This window comes from Streptomyces sp. DSM 42067, assembly GCF_055792885.1.
On record NZ_CM147706.1, the window covers coordinates 3,700,527 to 3,715,499 of the forward strand.

At 71.0% G+C, this 14,973-nt stretch carries 12 protein-coding genes; 1 reads left to right on the plus strand and 11 read right to left on the minus strand.

The window, feature by feature from the left end:
• Nucleotides 1-208: 208 nt before the first annotated feature.
• The 11 genes from ACSMXV_RS17155 to ACSMXV_RS17205 all read right to left on the minus strand — a co-directional run bounded on the left by ACSMXV_RS17155 (nt 209) and on the right by ACSMXV_RS17205 (nt 13,289).
• Nucleotides 209-850 (minus strand): SUKH-4 family immunity protein, encoded by a 642-nt coding sequence (locus tag ACSMXV_RS17155; RefSeq protein ID WP_473178464.1) that lies wholly within the window; start codon nt 848-850, stop codon nt 209-211.
• Between the two features lie 115 nt (nt 851-965).
• A complete protein-coding gene (locus tag ACSMXV_RS17160; RefSeq protein ID WP_473178465.1) occupies nt 966-1,508 on the minus strand; it encodes an AAA family ATPase in 543 nt (180 codons plus the stop codon).
• A complete protein-coding gene (locus ACSMXV_RS17165; RefSeq protein ID WP_473178466.1) occupies nt 1,508-3,832 on the minus strand; it encodes a xanthine dehydrogenase family protein molybdopterin-binding subunit in 2,325 nt (774 codons plus the stop codon). Before ACSMXV_RS17165 ends, ACSMXV_RS17160 begins: the two co-directional genes overlap by 1 nt.
• Nucleotides 3,829-5,913 (minus strand): (2Fe-2S)-binding protein, encoded by a 2,085-nt coding sequence (locus ACSMXV_RS17170; RefSeq protein ID WP_473178467.1) that lies wholly within the window; start codon nt 5,911-5,913, stop codon nt 3,829-3,831. The genes ACSMXV_RS17165 and ACSMXV_RS17170 overlap by 4 nt, the downstream gene beginning before the upstream one ends.
• Nucleotides 5,910-6,803, minus strand: a complete 894-nt coding sequence (locus tag ACSMXV_RS17175) for an FAD binding domain-containing protein (RefSeq protein WP_473178468.1) — start codon at nt 6,801-6,803, stop codon at nt 5,910-5,912. The genes ACSMXV_RS17170 and ACSMXV_RS17175 overlap by 4 nt, the downstream gene beginning before the upstream one ends.
• A gap of 276 nt (nt 6,804-7,079) precedes the next feature.
• A complete protein-coding gene (locus tag ACSMXV_RS17180) occupies nt 7,080-8,867 on the minus strand; it encodes a beta-N-acetylhexosaminidase (protein WP_473178469.1) in 1,788 nt (595 codons plus the stop codon).
• Between the two features lie 44 nt (nt 8,868-8,911).
• Nucleotides 8,912-9,760 (minus strand): carbohydrate ABC transporter permease, encoded by an 849-nt coding sequence (locus tag ACSMXV_RS17185; protein ID WP_181660401.1) that lies wholly within the window; start codon nt 9,758-9,760, stop codon nt 8,912-8,914.
• Nucleotides 9,761-9,762: 2 nt separating this feature from the next.
• Nucleotides 9,763-10,725: a carbohydrate ABC transporter permease gene (locus ACSMXV_RS17190; RefSeq protein ID WP_473178470.1), complete on the minus strand. Its 963-nt coding sequence runs from the start codon at nt 10,723-10,725 to the stop codon at nt 9,763-9,765.
• 4 nt (nt 10,726-10,729) lie between these two features.
• Nucleotides 10,730-12,040, minus strand: a complete 1,311-nt coding sequence (locus ACSMXV_RS17195; protein WP_473178471.1) for an extracellular solute-binding protein — start codon at nt 12,038-12,040, stop codon at nt 10,730-10,732.
• Between the two features lie 349 nt (nt 12,041-12,389).
• Nucleotides 12,390-12,686: a DUF3039 domain-containing protein gene (locus ACSMXV_RS17200; protein ID WP_181660404.1), complete on the minus strand. Its 297-nt coding sequence runs from the start codon at nt 12,684-12,686 to the stop codon at nt 12,390-12,392.
• 30 nt (nt 12,687-12,716) lie between these two features.
• Nucleotides 12,717-13,289, minus strand: coding sequence for a YqgE/AlgH family protein (locus ACSMXV_RS17205; RefSeq protein ID WP_473178972.1), 573 nt, complete (start codon nt 13,287-13,289; stop codon nt 12,717-12,719).
• A gap of 308 nt (nt 13,290-13,597) precedes the next feature.
• Between ACSMXV_RS17205 and murA the strand changes: the two genes are divergently transcribed.
• Nucleotides 13,598-14,935, plus strand: a complete 1,338-nt coding sequence (gene murA, locus ACSMXV_RS17210) for a UDP-N-acetylglucosamine 1-carboxyvinyltransferase (RefSeq protein WP_181660405.1) — start codon at nt 13,598-13,600, stop codon at nt 14,933-14,935.
• Nucleotides 14,936-14,973 lie beyond the last annotated feature (38 nt).

Below are 14,973 nucleotides of genomic sequence, written 5' to 3' on the forward strand. Positions count from 1 at the left end.
CGTACGTCCGACTCCGCGCCCGTTTGTTCAGGTTGCTGAATCATGGACGAGTGTTGGTGAATCATGGTCAAGTGTTGAACCGGCCTTGGCGGCTTCGAGGGAAGTCCTTGGCCGGAGTTCGGGTGCTGTGATGAGCTGGTCGCCTTACGCCCGGGGGGCCGCCGGCATCGGGCGGATCCCAGAGCCTTCGGCCTCCTCAGGGAACCCGCTAGGCAGGAGCACGCTGGGCAGGAGCCACGTCGGCGGCCCTCTCGCGGTGTATCAGCCACAGGGCGAAGACGAGCGTGGATATGTCGGCGTCGACCGGGCGAAGAGTGGCCTCCGGGACGCTCCATATGAGGATCTCGCCGGTCGCTCCGTCCACGACGAGGTCCGCGTCGTCGATGAGGCTCCCGAGACGGATCAGCTCCGACGCCCGCTCCGGCAGGGCGTCCTCCGCGGGACCAGGGGGTACAGGGGCGCCGAGCCCGTCGTCCGCGTAGTACTCGGCGAGCGTCGGCAGCGGTACGTCCGTGTCCAGCTGGAGCACGAACCCGTCCTCGGGCAGTCCGACGTCCCTCAGGAAGCGGCGGGTCGGCTCATGCGTGAGGGCCCGCGGAAAGTCGACGTCCTCGAAGCGCATCACCGCGCCATGCCCGAACTCCTCGTCCAGCAGCCGCGCCGGCAAGTCCAGCGCGAGGTCCGCGCCCGGACCCCCGATCCTGACCGGCGGGCGGACGAGCGGCCCGATCTTCCACAGCAGTGGAATCCCGTCGCCCTCGCCGACCCCGAAGGCGCCGCAGAGCTGACGCAGCTCTCCCCCGGCCCCTCTACTCGCTCTGCTCACGTCGGTCGTAACGGTCTTGCTCATGACTCCCCCATGCCCCCGTGCAAACGAATCCCGGGCCTCGGCCACGGCGCCACCGCACGGCCGATCCCCACTGCTCAAGACCCTACGGGCCGCCACTGACAACGGCCCTGCGACCTCACGCGACCCGGGCCTCGTCCAGTCCCGACAGGATCGCGTCCACCGTCTCGGACACCGTCAGGTCGGAGGTGTCCAGCCACAGCCCGATGGGCGGGGTCTCGGCCCGCAGGACCCGGTCGAGGTCGGCCACGGTCCACGCGCCGTAGCCGGTCTTCGGCCGGGCGGCCTCCCGCGCGGCCACGGCCTCAGGGCGCGGGGCGAGCACCACGACGTGCAGCGGGAGGGTGCGGACGGACGCGACGTACGACCTCAGGTCCTCCCCCAGGACCACGTCCTGGACGACCGCCGTGAATCCTGCCTTCGCGTACTCGTCGGCCGTCAGCGCCGACAGCCGGTAGCGGAGCCGGAGCTGGGCCTCGGACTCTGTTCCCGCGCCGGGCTCGTACTCTGCGCGGCCTGACACGATCATGCGGCGGAACACGTCCCCGCGTACATGCACGGCCCGCGGCAGCCTCTCCGCCAGCGCCTGCGCGACCGTCGACTTGCCGGCCGCCATGATGCCCGTGATGAGGACGACCCCCGGCGTGACGCCTTCCGGCATCAAGAAGTCACCACAGCCGCCTGCGGCCGGATCGGAAGCCGGTTCACCGGGCGGCCCGTCGCCGCGCGGACCGCGGAGGCGATGGCAGCCGGGGACGCCACCACCGGTACCGCGCTGACCGACTTGGCGCCGAAGGGCGCCACCACGTCGCGCTCCTCGACCAGCTTCACGATGCGGATGTCCGGCGCGTCGAGCGCCGTCGGCAGCGCATAGCCCGTGAGGTCCGGGTGGCGGACCAGGCCGCGCGGGGTGCGCAGGTTCTCCGTGAGCGCCGCGCCCACGCCTTGGGTGACGCCCGCCTCGATCCGGGTCCTCAGCTGGGCCGGGTTGAGGACGCGTCCCACGTCCTGAGCGACGGCGAGTTCGACGACACGTACCGAGCCCAGTTCGATGTCCACGTCCACCACCGCGCGGATCGCGCAGAACGCGAGGCCGACGAACGCGTCGCCCTGGCCCGTGTCGTCGAGCGGCTCGGTCGGATGCGGGCGGCACTGGGCGGTCGCCCACAGCTCCTTGCCGTCCATGGCCTCGGTGACGGTCGTGGAGAGCACCCCGTCGTACGAGGTGATCTTGCCGTCGGTGATCTGGAGGAGCTCCGCCGACATCCCGAACTGGTGCGCGAGGGGCTGCAGAAGCTGCGTACGGACCATCTTGGCGGCGCGTTCCACCGCACCACCCGACACCCAGGTGTGGCGGCCGCGGCAGCCGGGCCCGGCCGGCGGCTGGTCGGTGTCGACGGACGCCACGTGCACCTCGTCGATGCCGAGCGTCTCCTGGACGATCTGCCGGGCGAGCGTCGAGAAGCCCTGGCCGGTCTCGACGGCGGCGCACAGGACCGTCGCAACCCCGTCCTGGACCCGCACGGTGGCCGTGGAGACCTCGTCGGCGCCCTCGGCTCCCAGCATGTGCACCATGCCCACGCCGTAGCCCACCCCGCGGCGTACCGCGCCCGGTTCGCCCGCGCCCTCCGGGCCGCCCGGCAGGACCCACTCGTCCTCGGGGCTGTCCTTGGGGAGCGGCGGCAGCGGAAAGTCCCGTACGGCGGAGAGGAGTTCGGCCACGGGCGCAGGGCAGGTGACCGTCTGGCCGGTGGGCAGGACGTCGCCGGTCCCCATGACGTTGCGCAGCCGCAGCTCCGCAGGGTCGATGCCGAGCTTCTTCGCGAGCTTGTCCATCTGCGCCTCGTAGGCGGCGCACACCTGCATGGCGCCCTCACCGCGCACATGGCCGGACGGCGGGTTGTTCGTACGGACGGCCCAGCCCTCGATGAACGCGTTGGGGACGACGTACGGCCCGCAGGCGAAGGAGACCGCGGCGGCGAGCGCCTGCGACGAGGTGTCCGCGTACGCGCCCGCGTCCAGCAGGATCTGCGCCTCGACCTTGACGAGGCGGCCCTCGGCGTCCGCGTGGTGGCGGTAGCGCAGCAGGGTGGGGTGGCGGTGGGCGTGGCCGAGGAAGGACTCCTCGCGCGTGGCGGTGAGCTTCACCGGGCAGCCGGTCTTCAGGGCCAGCAGGCCGAGCGGCAGTTGGAAGCCGGGGTCCTCGCGGTCGGCGGTCGCGCCGGGCACGCCGGTGACGACGACCTTCACGCGCTCGGGCTCCAGGCCGTATACGGCGGCCGCCGTGTCGCGGTCGGCGTGCGGGTCGGTGGACGCCACGTACAGCTCGACGCCGCCGTCCGGGCGGGGCACGGCGAGTCCGGCCTCCGCGCCGATGGGCGCCGGGTCCTGGCGGCCGATGCGGTACAGGCCGTCGACGACGATCTCGCCCGTCGCCTCCGGGTCGCCGTGGCGCAGCGGGATGTGCCGGATCAGGTTGCCGTCGGGGTGCAGGGGTTCGGCCTCGAAGGCCTTCTCCGGGTCGGTCACCGGGTCGAGTACTTCGTACTCGACGATGACGGCGGCCGCAGCCATCCGGGCCGTGTCCGGGTGGTCGGCGGCGACTGCGGCGATGGGCTCGCCGTGGTGCCGTACGACCTCGGAGGCGAAGACGGGACGGTCCGCGCTGCCGCGGCCGTGCACCGCGGCGCCCGGCACGTCCTCATGCGTGACGACGGCGCGGACACCGGCCATCTCGCGCGCGTGAGTGGTGTCGATCGAGACGATACGGGCGTGGGGGTGCGGCGACCGCAGGATGCCGGCCCAGAGCAGGCCCTCGGCCCACAGGTCCGCCGCGTACGGGAAGGTGCCCTCCGTCTTGGCGGGGGCGTGCGTGGAGGCGAGCGAGGCACCGAGGCCGTGCGGCGACGCCTCGGGGCCGGCGGCGGGCTTCGCGGTCGTGGACGTGGGGGTGGTCGCGGTGGCGGCTGCGGCGTCGTTGGTCATGCCGTGCCTCCGTCCTGGTCGTCGGGCGCCCCTTGCGCCTGGTCGTCGTACCGGCCATGCGCCTGGTCGCCGTACGGCCCCTGCGCCTCGTGAGCCGCCGGGTTGACGCCGCCGGCGCCGGGGCCCGCCTGATGCGGGATACGCACCTCCGCGGAGCCGGCCGCGGCTTCCGCGTCTGCTGCCGCGTCCGCTTCCGCCTTGGCCTCCGCCTCCGTTTCCGCGGCCTTGGCGGACGCCTCGCGCTCGGCGACGACCTCGCGCACGGCGTCCAGGACACCCCGGTAGCCGGAGCAGCGGCACAGGTTGCCGCAGAGCGCCTGCCGGGTCTCGCGCTCGGACGGTGCGTGGTTGCCTTCGAGCAGGTCGTGGATGGTCATCGCCATGCCCGGTACGCAGAACCCGCACTGCACGGCGCCGCAGCGGGCCAGCGCCCGCTGGACGTCGGAGGGCCGCCCGTCGGCGGCCAGACCCTCCACGGTGCGCACCTCGCTTCCGGCGGCGGTGGCCGCGGGCACCAGGCAGGAGGCGACGAGCCGGCCGTCCACCTTGACGTTGCAGGCACCGCACTCGCCCTGTGCGCAGCCGTCCTTTGCACCGGCGAGACCGAGGCGCTCGCGCAGCACGTAGAGCAACGACTCACCGATCCAGGCGTCGGCGACCGGGCGGTCCATCCCGTTCACACGCAGGACGTAGGAGGCGAGGGGGTGCTCGTCGTGGAAGGCGGGGGCGTCGGCGGCCTCGTCGTGGGGGGCGGGGCCGGACTGCCCGGCGTCCTCGGCGGTGTCCGTCTCCGAGGGTTCGGCGGCAGGCTCGTGCTCCGGCGAGGCGTCCGCGGACTCCGGCGAGTCGCCGGGAGCCACGGAGTCGCCGGGAGCCACGGAGTCGCCGCGCGGCCGGCCGTCGGCGTGCCCGTCGAACGTGGTGCGCTCGGCAGAGGCGGCGGGCCGGGCGGAGGCCCCGTCCTCGGCCAAGAGAGCGTGCTCGGCCGACATCGCGTTCTCGGCCGAAGCCCTGTGCTCAGCCGAAGCCCTGTGCTCAACCGAGGACGTGTGCTCGGCCGCAGGAGCATGCTGCGAAAGAGCTGCCTCTGAGGCGAAGGGTTCCCGGGACGAGGAGTCTGCCGATGCTGATGCCTGAGGGGTCTCCTCCTGGGAGGCGACCGGTGACTCACCGCCGGTGGGCTCCGCCGCCGCGGCGGGCATCCCTGGCTCCGGGTGACCCGCACCGGGGTCCCCGAAGTCGCCGCCTCGGAACCCCTGTTCGGGCTCGGCGGAGTGCCCCTCGGTGGAGTGCCCCATGTGCAGGCCCGCCTGGGTGTGCTGCCCGGCCCCCGGCCCAAACCCGTGCCCGTGTCCGTGCCCCTGCTCGGGCCGGGCCTCGGCCTCCGGCCGGTCACTCCACGACTGCCCCGCGCCGGCCCCCGTCGCCCATGGCGCGGACGCACCGCCCGGCAGGGTCGAAGGGGGCGTGGCGCCCCACTGGGAAGCGAGCGCAGAGGTGGTGAACTCGCCCGATTCGTCCGGAAGATCGCCTTCGGCGACAGGAATCGACCACTGTCCGGTCACATCGGACGAGCCCCTGTGCGTCTCCTCCGGACCGGCGAAGGACCACTGCCCGGTCATGCCCTGGTCGTACGAGAACGGCTCCTGTACGGGGTTCAGTTCCTGTCCGCCGTACGGGTCGTGCGCCGTCTGCGGCGCGTGGTCCGCAGCCGCGGCGGCACCCGTGCCCACACCGGCCCCGGCGTCCGGGTCCGGCCACTGCACCGTCTGCACATGCCCGGTACCGACGCCCGTCTGCGCGTGTCCGGCACCGCCGTGCAGCGCGCCCGGCATGACCCATGTGCCCGTGGCCGCCGGATCGGTCGCTCCGCCCGCGGCCGGAGCGACCGTTATCGGCGGCGGCACATAGCCGTGTCCGGGCGCCGCGAGAGGGGTGCCGGTGTAACCGTCGATGCCCCCTTCGGGGAGCGTCACGAACGCCGTGGCGTCCGAGTCGTACTCGCCCTGGGGAAGCGGCTCCCAGGCACCCGGCGTGCCTGCAGGGCCGCCGTTTCCGTGGTCGTCGTGGTGGTCGGTCACGACAGCGCCCTCCCCAGTGCTCGTCGGGCCAGCACGGCAACGGTACGCCGCAGGTGCAGTACGGCGGGCGGCAGCTGCTGCGGGGAGCCGTCCTCGGCCGGTCCCGGGTCGGGGATGCACGCCGCGGCGACGTACTCGCCGAACGCGGTCACCGCCTCGGGCACGATCGCCCGCTCCCCGTCCCAGTCGATGAGCGAAGCGACCCACTGCTCGGCCTCGAGCGGCCGCAGCGGCATCGGCGCGACGGCGCCCACGGCGCACCGTACGCCGCGCCTGGCCGGGTCGAGGACCAGGGCAACGGACGCGGTCGCGCGCCCGGGTCCGGTCCGTCCGGTCGCCTTCAGGAAGACCTGCGGGGCGTGCAGCAGCGGCACGCGCACGTACCCGATGAGTTCGCCCGCGCGGAGCATCTCCATACCGGCGAGCAGGTGCGAGACGGGCAGCTCGCGGCGGGCGCCGTCCGGGCCCGCGATGATCAGTGTGGCTTCCAGGGCGGCGAGCACGGGCAGCGCGTCGCCGGTCGGGGCTGCGGTCGCGATGTTGCCGCCGAGCGTGCCGGCGTTGCGGATCTGGGGCGGGCCCGCGGCGCGCGCGGCGGCGGCGAGGGCGGGGATGAGGGCCGCGAAGTCGGGGCGGCCCATGCGCGCGTGGGTGAGGCCCGCGCCGAGCAGCGCGTGCCCGTCCTGGTACTGCCAGCCGCGGATCTCGCTGATCCGGCCGAGTCCGACGAGCGCGGCGGGCCGCAGAAGACCGGAGTTGACGGAGGCCATGAGGTCGGTGCCGCCCGCCACGGGCACCGCGGCGGGCATGGCGGTCAGGGCCGCCACGGCCTCGTCCAGCGAGCCCGGCAGCGTCACGGACTGCGCCGCCTGCGGTGCGTGCGTGGTCAAACCGGCTGCCCCTTCCCGCTGTCCACCTGGTCCACCTGTGTTGCCGTACGGTACGTGCTCACAGGCCGGACGTGGCAACTCTGGCACATCTTTCCGCAGGCCCGACGCGGGGGTCCGCTAGGAGTCATTCCTCCACGCCCAGGGCGATGGTCCCGGTTTCGTACGACCTCGCCGGTCAGCTCGAATTGCCACTTTTCGACGCTTCTTGTGCGGCTTTCTCACCGAGGACCCACGCTCCCAGCCGCGGCCGCCTGACGTCACGCCGCCCAGGCCACCTCACACGTTCGGGGGCGCCCCCTCGATCGGGCGTCCGAGACCGCCCGGGGCCATTCCCTCGGGGACCGGGCGCCGCTGCCACGGGAGTGGACCGGTGGGCGGGCGGTAGCCGACGCCGAGGGCGTCAAGTCGCCGGTAGTGGCCGGTCATCCGCCGCTCGAAGTCCGCGAAGTCACGCTCGGCCGGGGCAGGCAGGCGGGACCACACGGCCTCGGCGAAGGCGGCCAGGCGCGGGAAGGTCTGGTAGTCCACGCGCGCGTGGTTCTCCATCACCTCGGTCCAGACGTTGGCCTGGGCGCCGAGGACGTGCCGTGCCTCGTCGGGTCCGAGCTGCGGCGGTACGGGTTCGAAGCGGTAGACGTCCTCCAGGGTGCGTACGTATCCGATGGGCATCGGTTCGTCGTCGCCGCCGTGCTGGCGGTGGTCCAGGTAGACCTGCTGCTCGGGGCACATGACGACGTCGTGGCCCGCGCGCGCGGCCGTGATGCCGCCCTGGTAGCCGCGCCACGACGACACGGCGGCCCCGGGCGCCAGGCCCAATTTCGTCGTCTCGCCTCCGGGCGCTCGTGACCCCTGTCGACTCCCCCAGCCTCCGGCCGGGGGTGCCCCCACCTCGTCGAGCGGTCGCTTCGCTCCCTCCTCCTCGTCGCTTTCGACAGGGGCGCGCCCTTCGGCTCGACTCCCACCCTCGAGGATCTCGTCCCAGCCGATGAGGCGTCTCCCGCGCGCGGCGAGCCAGCTGTCGAAGTGCCGGATGAACCACGACTGCAGGTCCTCCTCGTCGGCGAGCCCCAGCTCCTTGATGCGGGCCTGCGCGACCGGCGACCGCTTCCACTGGTCCTTGAGGCACTCGTCGCCGCCGACGTGGACGAACGTCGACGGGAAGAGATCCAGGACCTCCTCGAAGACCCCCTCGTAGAAGCGGAGGGTGGTGTCAGTGGGGGCCAGTACGTTGGCGGAGATGCCCCAGGTGTCCCAGACGGAGAGGGAGGCGGTGTCGATGACGTCGGAGTTGCCGAGTTCTGGATACGCGGCGATGGCGGCCTGCGAGTGGCCCGGGATGTCGATTTCGGGGACGACGGTGATATGCCGCTCGGCGGCGTACGCGACGATCTCCCGGATGTCGTCCTGCGTGTAGTAGCCGCCGTGCGGCTTCTCCTCCCACAGCGGTGAGGCGCGGTGACCGATCTTCGTGCGCGCGCGCCACGATCCGATCTCGGTCAGCCTCGGGTGGCGCTTGATCTCGATGCGCCAGCCCTGGTCGTCGGTGAGGTGGAAGTGGAAGACGTTCAGCTTGTGTGCGGCGAGCAGGTCGAGATAGCGCAGGACGCCGTCCTTGGGCATGAAGTGCCGCGCGACATCGAGCATGAGTCCGCGCCAGGCGAAGCGCGGGCTGTCCTCGATGCGGGTCACCGGCAGCCGCCACTCGCGTCCGGGAAGCGGGGCACGGCGGTACGCGTCGGGCCCGAGCAGCTGCCTGAGCGTCTGGGCACCCCAGAAGAGCCCGGCGGGACCGCCGCCCACCAGGTCCACGGTTTCGGGCAGGATCGTCAGGCGGTAGCCCTCCTCGCCGAGTTCCTCGGTGACCGCCGGGTCGACGGACAGCCAGATGCCGTTGTCGACCGAGCCCTGGGCCAGCGGGAATCCGGTGGCGGCCCCGAGCGTGGAGCGCAGCCACCGCTCGGTGAGTTCCGTCCCCTCGCCCGCGGCCAGCCGGGTTTCGGGGCCGAGCACGAAGAAGTCCTCGCCGTGGCCGGACACATGGCTGGGCGCGGGAATCAGATCCATTGCGGATGCTCCTGAATCCATGCGGATGCTCCTGTGGGATGTCATCAGTCCTTCACCGCTCCGCCGAGGCCCGACACGAGCCGCCGCTGCACGAGTACGAAGAAGACGAGTACCGGAATGGTCATCACCGTGGACGCCGCCATGATCCCGCCCCAGTCGTTCTCGTCGGGCTTGAAGAAGACGAGCAGGGCCATGGGCAGCGTCGACTGCGAAGTGTCGCTGATGATGAAGGACTTGGCGAAGAGGAAGTCGTTCCAGGTCGAGATGAACGAGAAGACGCTGGTCGCGACGAGCCCGGGGAAGACAAGCGGGAAAAGGATCTGCCAGAGGAATCGGGTGCGGCTCGCTCCGTCGATGTACGCCGCTTCCTCGAGCGCTTCCGGAACGGCCTTCACAAAACCGCGCAGCATCCAGATCGCGAACGGCAGCGAGAAGGCGATGTGCGGCAGGATCAGCGAGCCCAGCGTGTTGAGCTGCCCGAAGTCCCGCATGAGGAAGAACAGAGGGATCGTCAGCGCCTCGACGGGCACCATCTGGGCGATCAGAAACATGATCAGCAGTGTGGTGCGGAAACGGAAGCGGAATCGCGTGACCGCCGTCGCCGCGAGAAAGGCGATCAGCGCGGAGACGATGACCACGGTCACCGCGACGACCACGCTGTTGAGGAAGTACCGGCCGAATTCCTGCTGTCCGAAGACGCGCCGGAAGGAATCCAGCGACGGGTCCAGCGTCCACGGCCGGGGCCGGGTCGACTCGATCTCACCAGCCGGTTTGAAGGCGCTGAGCACCATCCAGTACAGCGGAAAGGCCACGACCACGGCGATGAGCAGCGCCGACGCCTCGGCCGCAAGCCTCCAGGGCCGCCGCACCGCGCCCCGTACGAAACCCGTCATGCTCACAGCTCCTCCCCCTGCCGCCGCAGCAGCCGCAGATAGACCAGCGTGATCGCGAGCAGGATCAGCAGCATCACGACGCCGATCGCCGAGCCGAGGCTGTACTGCGAGGACGCGAACGCCTTCTGGTACGCGTACACGTTCAGGACCAGGTTCTGGCCGGCGATTCCGCCGCCGTTCGTCATCACGTAGATCTGCGTGAAGACCTTGAAGTCCCAGATGACCGACTGGATGGTGACGACCGTGAGTATCGGCCGCAGCATGGGCGCGAGGACCGAGCGCCAGATGCGCCACTGCGATGCGCCGTCCAGCGCGGCAGCCTCGAGGACCTCCTCCGGTACGGCCTTGATGCCGGCGTAGACGGTCACCATCACGAACGGGAAGGAGCACCACACCACTTCGAGCAGGACGAGGGCGAAGGCGCTGTAGCGGCCGTACGTCCACGAGAAGTCGCCGAGCCCGAACACCTTGTTGACGGGGCCGAAGTCCGGGTCGAAGAGGAACATCCACACCGTCGAACCGGTGATCGCGGGGGTCGCCCAGGCGCCCAGCGCGGCCAGCATCAGGGCGAGCCGCGGCACGGCCCGTACCCGCGTGAGCAGCACGGCGAGGGCGCAGCCGACGGCCAGCGTCGAGACGAGGCAGGCGGCGGCGAACAGCACCGTGGCGAGCAGCACCTGCCAGAACTGGTCGTCCGCGAACAGCGTCGCGTAGTTGCCGAAGCCCTGGAAGGTCGTCGGCTCACCGCCGCTGACCTGGGCCTGCGTGTACTCCAGGAAGGAGATCAGGCCTAGCTGGTAGACCGGGTAGACCAGCAGCCCGGCGAGGACGACGAGGGCAGGGGCGAGATAGAGCCAGGGAGTCCAGCGGCCGCCACGGCGGGCGGACTTGCGGGGTGCGGCCGGGGCGGCCGCCGTGGTCACGGGGACCACGGCGGCCGGCTCGGCAGTAGCGTTCTGCGTCATCGGCTCAGCCCACGGACGCGAACGCGTCGTCCATCTTCTTCGCCGCGTCGCCCGAGGCCGTCGCGACGTCCTTACGGCCGGTGATGACCTCCTGGAACAGGTTCGGCAGCACCAGGGACGCGTCGATCTGCGCCCAGGCGGGCGAGGCGGGGACGAACTTGGTCCCTGCGTCGAGTGTCTTGATGAAGGGTGCGACGAAAGGTTCCTTCTGGGCAACGGCGTCGCGCACGTCGGTGTAGGTCGGCAGGAAACCCATGGCGTCGAAGAGCTTCTCCTGCGTCTCCTTGCCCGCCAGCTGCTCCATCAGATCGACCGCGAGCGTGCGGTGCGACGTGCTCTTCATGACACCGAGGTTGTTGCCGCCCGCGAAGGCCGGCGCGGTCTCGCCCGCCTTGACGCCCGGCAGCGGCACGACCGCGTACTTGCCCTTGACCTTGCCGGCCTCGACGGCCTGGTAGTTGAAGTCACCGCCGATGGCCATCGCCGCCTTCCCGGACGCGAAAGCGGTCACGACGTCGTTTCCGGTCATGGCCGCGCACTTGGCGGCCGGACAGTTGTCATCGCCGAAGAGCGAGGCGTAGGCCTTGATGCCCTTCTGGGATGCGGCGCTGTCGATGGCGGACTCGTAGGTGCCGCCCTTCTCCACGGCCAACTCGCCGCCGTTCGCCCAGACGAAGGGCATCGCGGCGTACGTGGACGTGCCGCCCACCGCCATCCCGTACAGGTCGGGCTTCGCCTTGTGGATCTTCTTGGCGGTCGCCGCCAACTCGTCCTGGGTCTTCGGGACGTCGAGCCCCATCTCCTTGAAGATGTCGGTCCGGTAGTAGAGGGCCCGGACGCCGACGAAGAACGGCGCTCCATAGACCTTGCCGTCGACCGTCACGGACTCCTTGGCGGTCGGGTCGGTGTCCTTCGCCTCCGCCCAGGCGCCGAACTCCTTGGTGATATCGGCGAGTCCGCCGTCGTGGACGTAGCCGGCGGTGTCCGTGTTGCCGTACTCGACGACATCGGGGGCGCTCTTCGGGTCGTTGAAGGCGGCCTTCATCTTCTGCGCGCGGGTCTCGACGGGGATGTACTCGACGGTGACCTCAGTGCCCTCGTGGGCCTTTTCGAAGGCGTCGACGGCGGCGTCGACGACCTTCTGCTTGGGCGCGTTGTTGACCTCCTGGAAGAGCCAGACGCGCAGCGTGCCGCTCTTCTCGTCCTTGGTCGAGCTGCTGGCGGAGGTCCCCGGGGCGCAGGCGGTGGCGGTGAGCCCGGCGAGGACAAGTGCCGCCACGGAGGCGGTCATTCGGGCAGAGGCAGGGAGCTTCATCGGACATCCTCCGAAGGCGTTGCAGCATATGCAATAGCGGTTTCGCTATGCACAACACAATGGAGGCTAGAAGTTCAATGAACATGACCACAAGTGGTCTCAACCACTCTGTGACCACCGGAAGCACTCCGTGCAACGCCCGGGCAGCACAAAGGCCCCGGAGGCGCAGAGAGCACGCATCCGGGGCCTGCCTGCGGCCGGACCGGCGCAGCGGTGGGGGTCGGGCGTCGGCTACACCCCCACGTACGACAAAGCCGTGGCGCCCCGCACCGGGGAGCCACGGCCATGCTCGGTCGACGCGCCGCACCGCAGTGGAGACGGCTCGCGCGTCACGCGGACCACAGGGACGTTACTTGTCGCCGCCCTTGCCCTTGTCCTTGTCCCCGCCGCCGGCGCCCATGGATTCGTAGATCTCCTTGCACATGGGGCACACGGGGTACTTCTTCGGGTCACGCCCTGGCACCCACACCTTGCCGCAGAGCGCGACGACGGGCGTGCCGTCGAGGGCGCTCGCCATGATCTTGTCCTTCTGGACGTAATGGGCGAAGCGCTCGTGGTCACCGTCCCCGTGCGACGTCTGTGGCGTCGGCTCTACGAGGGTCCCCGTACCTGTTCCGCGCTCGCGCTCGGGCTCAAGAGTGCTCATAAACGCCAAGGGTACTGAAGCCCGCCCGGATCAGTTGAGCGACGGGTCGTCCGGATAGGTGGCCACCATGGCGAGCTCGTTGCGCTGGCGCCGCAGCACCTCGCGCCAGAGCCGCTCCGGCGCCGGGGACGACACGTCGCCGGGCTCCGACTCGACCACGTACCACGCGCCCTCCGTCAGCTCGGCCTCCAGCTGACCGGGGCCCCATCCGGCGTAGCCCGCGAAGATACGGAGCGAGCCGAGCACGGACGCGAGCAGCTCCGGCGGTGCCTCCAGGTCCACCAGTCCGATCGCGCCGTGCACCCTCCGCCAGCCCAGCGGCGCCCGATCCCCCGTCGCGCCGCCGGGGATCACCGCGATGCCGAGCGCCGAGTCGAGCGAGACCGGGCCGCCCTGGAACACGACGCCCGGCTCCCCCGCGAGATCGCCCCAGCCCTCGAGGATGTCGCCGACGTCCACCGGGGTCGGCCGGTTGAGGACGACGCCGAGCGAGCCCTCCTCGTCGTGGTCGAGGAGGAGCACCACCGCGCGGTCGAAGTTCGGGTCCGCCAGGGCGGGGGTGGCCACGAGCAGCCGCCCTGTGAGCGAGGACACCTCGGTCATGGCAGACATGATCCCGCATCTTCCCCGCATGGGGACACCCAATGCCCTTACCCGAGTGAATACGGCAACGAAGGGAAGGTGTGGCCTGGTGGGGCCCCATCGAGGGCGGCGGCGGGAGACGGACGGGCAGACCGAAGGAGCGTGAGGGCACACGTGTGAGGCGGTGACCGGGTGTCCACGATCGGGCACGTTTCGTGTTGTGGCGAACTCATGACCTCTCTGTGGCCCCCTTGGGCTTACGGAAGGGGGGTAGGCGGCCATTACGCTTGCTCCTCGGCCCTGCCCCCTTCACTCGGAACGCGAGATTCATGACGGTCACTGACGATGTCCTGCTTGTTCACGGCGGCACCCCGCTGGAGGGCGAGATCCGTGTCCGCGGCGCGAAGAACCTCGTGCCGAAGGCCATGGTCGCCGCACTGCTCGGCAGCGCTCCGAGCCGACTGCGCAACGTCCCCGACATCCGCGACGTCCGCGTCGTACGCGGTCTGCTGCAGCTGCACGGTGTGACCGTCCGCCCTGGCGAGGAGCCGGGCGAACTGGTGATGGACCCGTCGCACGTCGAGAGCGCGAACGTCGCGGACATCGACGCGCACGCGGGCTCCTCGCGCATCCCGATCCTGTTCTGCGGTCCGCTGCTGCACCGGCTCGGGCACGCGTTCATCCCGGGCCTGGGCGGCTGCGACATCGGCGGCCGGCCGATCGACTTCCACTTCGAGGTGCTGCGGCAGTTCGGCGCGCGGATCGAGAAGCGTGCGGACGGGCAGTACCTGGAGGCGCCGCAGCGGCTGCGCGGCACCAAGATCCGGCTGCCGTACCCGTCCGTGGGCGCGACCGAGCAGGTGCTGCTGACCGCCGTCCTCGCCGAGGGCGTCACCGAGCTGTCCAACGCCGCGGTGGAGCCGGAGATCGAGGACCTGATCTGCGTCCTGCAGAAAATGGGCGCGATCATCGCGATGGACACCGACCGGACGATCCGTATCACCGGCGTCGACAAGCTCGGCGGCTACACGCACCGCGCGCTCCCCGACCGCCTGGAGGCCGCCTCCTGGGCGTCCGCCGCGCTCGCGACCGAGGGCAACATCTACGTCCACGGCGCCCAGCAGCGCTCGATGATGACGTTCCTGAACACCTACCGGAAGGTGGGCGGCGCCTTCGAGATCGACGACGAGGGCATCCGCTTCTGGCACCCGGGCGGCACGCTGAACGCCATCGCGCTGGAGACGGACGTGCACCCCGGCTTCCAGACCGACTGGCAGCAGCCGCTGGTCGTCGCGCTCACGCAGGCCACCGGCCTGTCGATCATCCATGAGACGGTGTACGAGTCCCGTCTCGGCTTCACGTCCGCGCTGAACCAGATGGGCGCGCACATCCAGCTCTACCGCGAGTGCCTGGGCGGCTCCGACTGCCGTTTCGGCCAGCGCAACTTCCTGCACTCCGCGGTCGTTTCGGGCCCCACGAAGCTGCAGGGCGCCGACCTGGTCATCCCGGACCTGCGCGGCGGCTTCTCGTACCTGATCGCCGCCCTGGCGGCCCAGGGCACGTCCCGCGTCCACGGCATCGGCCTGATCAACCGCGGCTACGAGAACTTCATGGAGAAGCTGGTGGAGCTGGGCGCGAAGGTGGAGCTCCCGGGCAGCACGCTCTAGAAGCCGGCGCCGCGTCGCTGTGGGCGATCGCGACCCGC

Coding starts and splice junctions, on each gene's coding strand:
- ACSMXV_RS17155 (WP_473178464.1), bottom strand. CDS start 850: ATGAGCAAGACCGTTACGACCGACGTGAGCAGAGCGAGTAGAGGGGCC.
- ACSMXV_RS17160 (WP_473178465.1), bottom strand. CDS start 1,508: ATGCCGGAAGGCGTCACGCCGGGGGTCGTCCTCATCACGGGCATCATG.
- ACSMXV_RS17165 (WP_473178466.1), bottom strand. CDS start 3,832: ATGACCAACGACGCCGCAGCCGCCACCGCGACCACCCCCACGTCCACG.
- ACSMXV_RS17180 (WP_473178469.1), bottom strand. CDS start 8,867: ATGGATCTGATTCCCGCGCCCAGCCATGTGTCCGGCCACGGCGAGGAC.
- ACSMXV_RS17185 (WP_181660401.1), bottom strand. CDS start 9,760: ATGACGGGTTTCGTACGGGGCGCGGTGCGGCGGCCCTGGAGGCTTGCG.
- ACSMXV_RS17190 (WP_473178470.1), bottom strand. CDS start 10,725: ATGACGCAGAACGCTACTGCCGAGCCGGCCGCCGTGGTCCCCGTGACC.
- ACSMXV_RS17195 (WP_473178471.1), bottom strand. CDS start 12,040: ATGAAGCTCCCTGCCTCTGCCCGAATGACCGCCTCCGTGGCGGCACTT.
- ACSMXV_RS17200 (WP_181660404.1), bottom strand. CDS start 12,686: ATGAGCACTCTTGAGCCCGAGCGCGAGCGCGGAACAGGTACGGGGACC.
- ACSMXV_RS17205 (WP_473178972.1), bottom strand. CDS start 13,289: ATGACCGAGGTGTCCTCGCTCACAGGGCGGCTGCTCGTGGCCACCCCC.
- murA (WP_181660405.1), top strand. CDS start 13,598: ATGACGGTCACTGACGATGTCCTGCTTGTTCACGGCGGCACCCCGCTG.